Below are 1,496 nucleotides of genomic sequence, written 5' to 3'. Positions count from 1 at the left end.
CAGCACACCTGATGCAGCACGACAACCCCGTCACCCCGCTCACGCCGGAGCCCGCCGAGACCCCGGCGACGCCCGGCACCCGGCCGGCCCGCATCCTGCTCGCCGACGACCACGCCCTGGTGCGGCGCGGCGTGCGGCTGATCCTCGACCAGGAACCGGACCTGGAGGTGGTCGCCGAGGCCGGCGACGGGGCCGAGGCGGTGGAGAAGGCCCGCGCCCAGGACGTGGACCTGGCCGTGCTGGACATCGCGATGCCCCGCATGACCGGGCTCCAGGCCGCCCGCGAGCTGGCCGCGCTCAAGCCGGACCTGCGGATCCTCATGCTCACCATGCACGACAACGAGCAGTACTTCTTCCAGGCCCTCAAGGCCGGGGCCTCCGGGTACGTGCTGAAGTCCGTCGCCGACCGCGACCTGGTCGCCGCCTGCCGGGCCGCGATCCGCGACGAGCCCTTCCTCTACCCCGGTGCGGTGACCGCCCTGATCCGCCACTACCTCGACCGCGTCCGGCAGGGAGAGGAGACCCCCGGGCAGATCCTCACGCCCCGGGAGGAGGAGGTCCTCAAGCTGGTGGCCGAGGGGCACTCCTCGAAGGAGATCGCCGAGATGCTCTTCATCAGCGTCAAGACGGTGCAGCGCCACCGCGCCAACCTGCTGAGCAAGCTCGGCCTGCGCGACCGGCTCGAACTCACCCGGTACGCCATCCGGGCCGGACTCGTCGAACCCTGACCACCCGGGGCTCCGGCACCACTCCCGGGCCGGAGCCCCGGGTCCCTCCACCGGGCGTCCCCGCACGCCCGCCCGCCAGCGATCCGGAACGCCCGGAGAGGAGGACGACGCCATGCCCCCGCGCCCGCGGCCCCCGCGCCGCCGCCGTGCGACCGCGCTCCTCCTGCCGGCCGGTCTCCTGCCGGTCGGTCTCCTGCCGGTCGTGCTGCTGCCGGCCGTTCTGCTGCTGGACTTCACCGGACTGGGGCGGCACCTCCGGGTCGCGCGCGGCGGCACGGTCCGTCTCGGGCGGAGCACACGGTGGGCCACCCCCGAGGCGGCCGACCTGCTCGCGGACGAGCGGACGGTCTCCGGTCGTCACGCCGACGTCGAGTTCGCCGAGGACGGGCGGGTCTGGCTCACCGAGGTGCCGCGGGGTTCCTCCAACGGGACCCGGGTGAACGGGGGCCTCGCCCTGACCCCCGGTCACCGTCACGAGATCCACAACGGCGACACCGTGGAACTCGGCCCCCGGGTCGAGTTCCTGGTGCGTCGCCCCACGCCGCACCGTGGCGCGACCGCGCCCTGACCACCCGGCCGCCGGTGCGTCATCATGAGGGACATGGTCGCAGCGCCGCCCGAGGGCCCCGTCGAACCGCCGCCCGCCGTGGTCGAGTTGGCCGCGGGACAGCCGGTACGGGCCGTGTGGCGCAACCTGCTGGGCGGGCTGACCTTCCGGATCGGCCCCGACGGCCCGGAGGGCGGGGACGAGGCGGTGCGCTTCGTCAA

The 1,496-nt window shown here is 74.6% G+C and carries 2 protein-coding genes; both read left to right on the top strand.

Annotation, left to right across the window (positions count from 1 at the left end):
• Positions 1-11: 11 nt before the first annotated feature.
• Positions 12-728 (top strand): response regulator, encoded by a 717-nt coding sequence (locus HW445_RS30725; protein ID WP_374939729.1) that lies wholly within the window; start codon positions 12-14, stop codon positions 726-728.
• Between the two features lie 112 nt (positions 729-840).
• The gene (locus tag HW445_RS30720) at positions 841-1,296 is read left to right on the top strand and encodes an FHA domain-containing protein (RefSeq protein ID WP_180224064.1); all 456 of its coding nucleotides are present in this window, start codon (positions 841-843) and stop codon (positions 1,294-1,296) included.
• Positions 1,297-1,496: the final 200 nt, after the last annotated feature.

This window comes from Streptomyces sp. UH6 (genome assembly GCF_013421635.1).
In the GTDB taxonomy this organism is placed as follows: Bacteria; Actinomycetota; Actinomycetes; order Streptomycetales; family Streptomycetaceae; genus Streptomyces; species Streptomyces abyssomicinicus.
Note: the sequence above shows the minus strand (reverse complement) of the source record. Positions and strands in the feature narration are given on the sequence as shown.

What these genes read in the sequence shown, in the direction of transcription:
- HW445_RS30725 (WP_374939729.1), top strand. Translation starts at nt 12, where the DNA reads ATGCAGCACGACAACCCCGTCACCCCGCTCACGCCGGAGCCCGCCGAG.
- HW445_RS30720 (WP_180224064.1), top strand. Translation starts at nt 841, where the DNA reads ATGCCCCCGCGCCCGCGGCCCCCGCGCCGCCGCCGTGCGACCGCGCTC.